Raw genomic sequence first — 5565 nt, 5'->3', positions numbered from 1 at the left:
TACTTGGGCTGAAAGGCGTGTAGAGTAGAGCCACATGTTTTAAGAAGGTGACACCGTGACCGATGAGCACAGCTTTACTATTATTCTCGAGCCGCAAGCGAACGGCGGTTTTACGGTACTCGTGCCTGCACTGCCAGAAGTGATTACCGAAGGTGACAGCGAGGAAGAAGCCCTAGCCATGGCCAAAGAAGCTATCGAGCTTGCCCTCGAGTATCGCCGTGATCACGGCATAGACATTCCAGGCGACACCGCCCCGGAAATCCGCAAGGTCAACATCGTCCTTGCGCTATGAGCCCTAAGCTTCCAGCGGCCAGCGGCAAAGAAACCATCCGCGCGCTTCGGCGGGCGGGTTTTTTTGTCGCCCGCATCAAAGGCAGTCACCATGTCCTGGCGCACCAGGACGACCCCACCCGCACTGTCATCGTGCTCGTCCACGCTAACCGGTCCCTCAAGCCCGGTACCCTAAGCGGAATCATCAAGCAAGCTGGCCTAAACCTCGACGAGTTCCTCGAGCTTCTCTAGCAACGACGCGTCTAATCTATAACGCATGCGTTCACCTGACATGGTTCTCACACAGCAGCTAAACACTATCACTTTTTGGCGGGATGAACGAGCGCCACTGAATAACGAAACGTGTAATTTCAGATGGCACTTCGTTGCAGCTACGCTACCTCGAGGCCGTCGAAGACGCCTACCAGCAGGCCGTAAGATCGCTGGACGTATAGCCCGCCCCACTTTGCCGCTGATGACACGGCCGCTAGGTTAGGGCCTTGGTTACGATCAATTGAGGCGACTTGGAGAGGGTGACGAATGATCGAACAAAGCATCGTGTTTGGCGCACTCCTCTTAGCCCTGCTTCTCTTCGTATGGGGAAAATGGCGTTACGACCTCGTCGCCCTCCTGGCGCTCTTGGCGGTAGCCGTGACGGGCGTCGTGCCGGCCAGCGAGGCCTTCCTTGGTTTCGGTCACCCCGCGGTCGTGACCGTAGCGGCAGTCCTGGTGGTCAGCCGCGCGCTCCTCAACTCAGGCGTGGTCGACGTCATCACCTCATGGATGGCTCGAGTTGGCGAGCGGCCGGCCTTGCAGATCGCCGCCCTGACCGGCCTGGCAGCGTTGTTATCCGGCTTCGTCAACAACGTAGGCGCGCTGGCGTTGCTCATGCCTGTCGCGATTCGCATGGCCCGCAAGGGCAACACCTCACCGTCGCGGCTACTCATGCCGCTGGCCTTCGGTTCGCTCCTGGGCGGCATGACGACCCTGATCGGCACGCCACCCAACATCATCATTGCGGAGTTCAGGGCGACCGTGGCGGATGAGCCCTTCCGCATGTTCAGCTTCATGCCTGTCGGTGTGGGGGTAGCGCTGGCCGGCTTGCTGTTCGTGACCCTCGTGGGCTGGCGTCTGATGCCCCAGCGCGACGCGCAAGCCTCCTCCGAGGCGCTCTTCCGGGTCGAGGATTACGTCGCCGAGGTGCGCATACCTGAAGGCGCGACGATGGTCGGTAAGACCCCTCGAGGCTGCGGTGGACGCGGACGTGACGGTCCTCAGCCTGGTCAGGCGCGAGCGGCGCCTGCCTGTGCCCTCGCGCTTCGAACCGCTCGAGGCGGGCGACCTGCTGGTGGTGCGGGCTGACTCGGAGGCGCTGGAAGCGCTGACCAGCGAGGCGGGCCTCGAGCTTGGCGCCGAAGAGGACGAGGACGCCTGGGGCAGCAAGGCGCTCGAGGCCGACGAGATGAGCGCAACGGAGGCCGTCATCATGCCCCGCTCACCCCTCATCAACCGTACCGCCGCCCAGCTCAACCTGCGCTGGCGTTACGGGCTGAACTTGCTGGCGGGCGCGCGTCAGGGCGCGCGCTTGCAGTCGCGGCTCAGCGAGATCCGCTTTCAGGCGGGTGATGCCTTGCTGCTGAAAGGGGAAAGCGGCCGCCTGCAAGAGGCGCTGGCTGACCTCGGTTGCCTACCCTTGGCTGAGCGGGAGCTGCGCCTCGGGTAACCCCGCCGCGTCATCCTTTCGCTGGCTGTGTTCGGCGCGGCGCTGGTGCTGGCGGCGGTTGGCGCTCTGCCGGTGCAGTTGGCGTTTGTCGGGGCGGCCGTGCTGATGGTGATGCTGGGGCTTCTTTCATTGCGTGAGGCGTACGCCGCTGTGGACTGGCCGGTCATCATCCTGCTTGGCGCCATGATCCCGGTGGGTGGCGCGCTCGAGGCTACGGGCGGCGCTGCACGGCTCGCTGGAGTTCTGTTGGGGTTAGCCGAGGCGCTGCCCGCAGCTGTTACCCTCGCTGTCGTTCTGGTGGGCACCATGTTCCTCTCCGACCTAATCAACAACGCCGCCGCGGCCGTCCTCATGGCGCCTATCGCCATTAGCGTAGCGCAAGGTCTGGGAGCCTCGCCGAACCCCTTTCTCATGGCGGTGGCTATCGGTGCCTCCTGCGCCTTCCCCTATCGGCCACCAGTCCAACACGCTGGTGATGGGACCGGGCGGCTACAAGTTCAGTGACTACTGGCGTATGGGTCTACCGCTCGAGGTGATCATCGTCATGACGGCGCTGCCACTGCTGCTGTTCTTCTGGCCGCTCTAGGTCTCGCGCTTCTGAGGAGCACCTGGTAGCCCTAGCGCACCTCAGTTGCCTTATCCTGCCCTCTTCTTCCTGGGGATCGAGGAGGCCGTCTTGGAAGACAGCTCTGCGCTTAGGGCCTGTAAAGAAACTACTTCCCATTTTCAGCTGAACTGCCCCTGATCCGTTAGAGGTATACAATAAGGGACTCTGAATATTGACGAGTGCTTGGAGAGGATCATGACAGCGTCAGACGTCCACCTTTGTCAGTGCCGCCATTGCCAACAACAAGCCGAGCATCCTGATCAGCAGCTTCACCAGCAGATGAACCTGTTCTTGAGCCGTTTAGTCTCGCTGAAGGTCTTGCCGCAACTCTTGCAGAGCACAGGGGCACTGGCCCCGCCCTAGTGGGCGTGCTGTGGTAACGCCTTTCCTTCTTCTGCGACCGAAGGAAGTCCCCGTGGGATGGACATTGATGTTGCCTGCACCTACCCTGCCTCTAGCTTTTTCGCGTAGCTCCCCGCAGGGACAGTCGGGATTGGGGCAGAATTGTTCGCAAGGGTTCATCGGACACCTCCGGTTTGCTTACCTTCAGTGTCCTTGATGAACCCCCTTTAGATCAACCACGATTCCCTATGGTGGTACCACCATAGGGGAGTACAATAACGAACAATGATCGTAAATAGCCAGGTACAACAGGCCCTCGAGCGCATGCTGGAAAAACTCATCACCGAGTATAGCCCGGAGAAGGTCATTCTCTACTCGGCTTAGAGCAGATCCGGCGATCACAGTACCTATCACTATCCAATGACCCCAAAGCAAGGCCTGAGCATGCGTTAAGGTAATACGAATGTGTTACACTCTAAGTTATGCCTGCGTTTGACTGGGACGAAGCAAACCGCGAGCACATCGCCAAGCACGGCTTCACGCCCGAAGATGCCGAAGCGGTCATATACGACCCGAACCGCATCCGAGCAGACACCTACAACAACCGCAGCGAGCGGCGCAGCGGCGTGATTGGGCGGGGTGTCGGCGGTGACGTCCTGCACGTCGTATTCGTGGTGCGTGAAGGCAAGATCCGCCCATTTCACTGCCGCCTGGCAACCACAGCCGAAAAGAGGAGGTATAGACGATGACCCAGGCAAAGGAGAGACCCGAGAAAACAGAGGACGGCTTCACCATCATCTACGACGCCGCCGACATTCCGACATTCGCTAATGAAGCTGAGGAGGCGACCTACTGGGACACCCACACCTGGAGTGAGGAGCTGCTCGACCGCTTTGAGCGAGTGCCTTTGGAAGGTGACGAGCTGTTTCCACCCGCTCGTCCTAGAAGTGCCAGCAAGCGGCCCGTCTCGATACGTTTCGACGAGGACACCATGACGCGGCTGAAACAGCTGGCCGGGAAGAAGCACACCAATTATCAGACGCTCGTCAAGAATTTCGTCAACGAACGCCTTTACGAAGAAGAAAAGCGTGAGGGAATCTTGTAACGTCTACAGCCGCGGCCGCAGCGAGGAGGTCACGGGCGAGGCCTTGAAGCGCAACGGCCAACGCGACAAGGTCGTGCTGGCGACCAAGGTGCACGGCAGCGACGCCAGACCGACCGGGCCTTCGTGATCGAAGGGTTGCAACCCCTGGTCGCGGCCAAAGGCTGCACGATGTCGCAGTTCGCGCTGGCTTGGTGCGTGCAGCAGCCCGGCGTGACCAGCCCCATCATCGGACCGAGGACGATGGAACAGCTCGAGGACAACCTGGGGGCGCTCGAGGTCGCTATCGGCGACGAAGACCGCGGTAAGATCGATGAGCTGATCCCACCCGGGGATATGGCCTCAGCCTTTTACGAAGCCAACTTCTGACCTCACCCTTACCGCTAGACAGGGGCTGGCTGGCGCGGTGGAGCACATGAGCACCCGCACCATCTTCTCGCGCCGCTGCCGCTGTGGCCCGAGGTTCGTACTCGAGACTCACCCTAGCGGGGTAGTTTTTGCTACGCCGGTGGCCGTGCCGGTCGCCGGCGGCCGAACCGAGCGCCTGGTGCCCTCGAGCCGTGAAATGGCGGCAGGGGAGTACGATAGGGAGTACAATAACGAACAATGATCGTAAATAGCCAGGTACAACAGGCCCTCGAGCGCATGCTGGAAAAACTCATCACCGAGTATGGCCCGGAGAAGGTCATTCTCTTCGGCTCACACGCTGATGGAAGTCCGGATCGAGACAGCGACATCGATTTGCTCATCATCAAAGAGACCTCTGAGCGCCTTCTCGACCGCTTGGTCAGCGTGCGCCGCATCATGTCGGATTCCGGACGCAAAATTCCACTCGACGTCCTTGTGCTCACCCCTAAAGAAATCTCGCGGCGACTGGCTATCGGGGACCAGTTTATAGCGGACATCGTCGAAAAGGGAGAAGTTCTATATGCCGAGTGAAGAGTCGCGCTATCCCGCCGACTGGCTGCGCATCGCTGAGAAGGACTGGGGTCGAGCGCAACGGTTCGTCAATGAGGACGATCCGGAGTTGACCGGATTCTGCCTTCAAGCGGTGGAGAAGTTCCTCAAGGCGTACCTTCTAGCCAAGGGATGGCGTCTTAAGCGCACCCACGATCTAGAAGTCCTGCTGAACGCTACCTTGGAATATGATCCTGCTTTGGAATCCTTCCGGGCAGTGTGCCAGAAAATTACAAACTTCTACCTGGTAGAGCGGTACCCGCTCGCCACGGGCTTGGGTCTAACGGAGGAAGACGTACGCGACGCGTTGAGGGAGGTTGAAGGGCTTATCCACAAGCTCCGGGCGGAAGCGTAAGTTCTTGGACGGGAAAGGACGGGTAGGGATGATAGGGTGTAGCAAATGCGACTAGGCCTCATATCAGCATGCTTGGCTGGCGCCTCGGGCTTGATCCTTATGTTGGGGGCTCGCGTTGCCGCCGAAGGCGTCTGGGAGGCCCGCGCTCCTCTTCCCATCGCCACGGGTGAGCTCATCGGCGCCGCCGTGGACGAGAGGCCGGTCCTGAC

Annotated in this window: 9 protein-coding genes and 1 pseudogene; all 10 read left to right on the top strand. The window is 60.4% G+C overall.

Annotation, left to right across the window (positions count from 1 at the left end; translation table 11 throughout):
* The first annotated feature begins 55 nt into the window (after window positions 1–55).
* The 10 genes and pseudogenes from M3498_03700 (at window position 56) to M3498_03655 (ending at window position 5356) form a co-directional block, all read left to right on the top strand.
* Complete coding sequence (locus M3498_03700) at window positions 56–292, top strand: type II toxin-antitoxin system HicB family antitoxin (protein MDQ3458399.1); 237 nt, start codon at window positions 56–58, stop codon at window positions 290–292.
* Entirely contained in the window at window positions 289–522 is a 234-nt protein-coding gene (locus M3498_03695; GenBank protein MDQ3458398.1) for a type II toxin-antitoxin system HicA family toxin, read from the top strand. The genes M3498_03700 and M3498_03695 overlap by 4 nt, the downstream gene beginning before the upstream one ends.
* A 288-nt stretch (window positions 523–810) precedes the next feature.
* A pseudogene (locus M3498_03690) lies at window positions 811–2579 on the top strand (SLC13 family permease).
* An 845-nt stretch (window positions 2580–3424) separates the two neighbouring features.
* Window positions 3425–3691 (top strand): BrnT family toxin, encoded by a 267-nt coding sequence (locus M3498_03685; protein MDQ3458397.1) that lies wholly within the window; start codon window positions 3425–3427, stop codon window positions 3689–3691.
* On the top strand, window positions 3688–4047 hold the full coding sequence (locus M3498_03680; GenBank protein MDQ3458396.1) for a BrnA antitoxin family protein: 360 nt from the start codon (window positions 3688–3690) through the stop codon (window positions 4045–4047). Before M3498_03685 ends, M3498_03680 begins: the two co-directional genes overlap by 4 nt.
* The gene (locus tag M3498_03675; GenBank protein MDQ3458395.1) at window positions 4031–4174 is read left to right on the top strand and encodes an aldo/keto reductase; all 144 of its coding nucleotides are present in this window, start codon (window positions 4031–4033) and stop codon (window positions 4172–4174) included. Before M3498_03680 ends, M3498_03675 begins: the two co-directional genes overlap by 17 nt.
* Complete coding sequence (locus M3498_03670; GenBank protein ID MDQ3458394.1) at window positions 4171–4413, top strand: aldo/keto reductase; 243 nt, start codon at window positions 4171–4173, stop codon at window positions 4411–4413. The genes M3498_03675 and M3498_03670 overlap by 4 nt, the downstream gene beginning before the upstream one ends.
* A gap of 46 nt (window positions 4414–4459) precedes the next feature.
* A complete protein-coding gene (locus tag M3498_03665) occupies window positions 4460–4654 on the top strand; it encodes a hypothetical protein (GenBank protein MDQ3458393.1) in 195 nt (64 codons plus the stop codon).
* Complete coding sequence (locus M3498_03660) at window positions 4651–4983, top strand: nucleotidyltransferase domain-containing protein (protein MDQ3458392.1); 333 nt, start codon at window positions 4651–4653, stop codon at window positions 4981–4983. The genes M3498_03665 and M3498_03660 overlap by 4 nt, the downstream gene beginning before the upstream one ends.
* Complete coding sequence (locus tag M3498_03655) at window positions 4973–5356, top strand: HEPN domain-containing protein (GenBank protein ID MDQ3458391.1); 384 nt, start codon at window positions 4973–4975, stop codon at window positions 5354–5356. Before M3498_03660 ends, M3498_03655 begins: the two co-directional genes overlap by 11 nt.
* The last annotated feature ends 209 nt before the right edge of the window (window positions 5357–5565 follow it).

The sequence above is a fragment of the Deinococcota bacterium genome (genome assembly GCA_030858465.1).
Taxonomy (GTDB): domain Bacteria; phylum Deinococcota; class Deinococci; order Deinococcales; family Trueperaceae; genus JALZLY01.
This window is presented reverse-complemented; position numbering and strand designations above follow the sequence as displayed.

Bases quoted from the DNA above. Each gene is read 5' to 3' on its own strand.
- M3498_03695 (MDQ3458398.1), top strand. From the start codon at position 289: ATGAGCCCTAAGCTTCCAGCGGCCAGCGGCAAAGAAACCATCCGCGCG.
- M3498_03685 (MDQ3458397.1), top strand. From the start codon at position 3,425: ATGCCTGCGTTTGACTGGGACGAAGCAAACCGCGAGCACATCGCCAAG.
- M3498_03680 (MDQ3458396.1), top strand. From the start codon at position 3,688: ATGACCCAGGCAAAGGAGAGACCCGAGAAAACAGAGGACGGCTTCACC.
- M3498_03665 (MDQ3458393.1), top strand. From the start codon at position 4,460: ATGAGCACCCGCACCATCTTCTCGCGCCGCTGCCGCTGTGGCCCGAGG.
- M3498_03660 (MDQ3458392.1), top strand. From the start codon at position 4,651: ATGATCGTAAATAGCCAGGTACAACAGGCCCTCGAGCGCATGCTGGAA.
- M3498_03655 (MDQ3458391.1), top strand. From the start codon at position 4,973: ATGCCGAGTGAAGAGTCGCGCTATCCCGCCGACTGGCTGCGCATCGCT.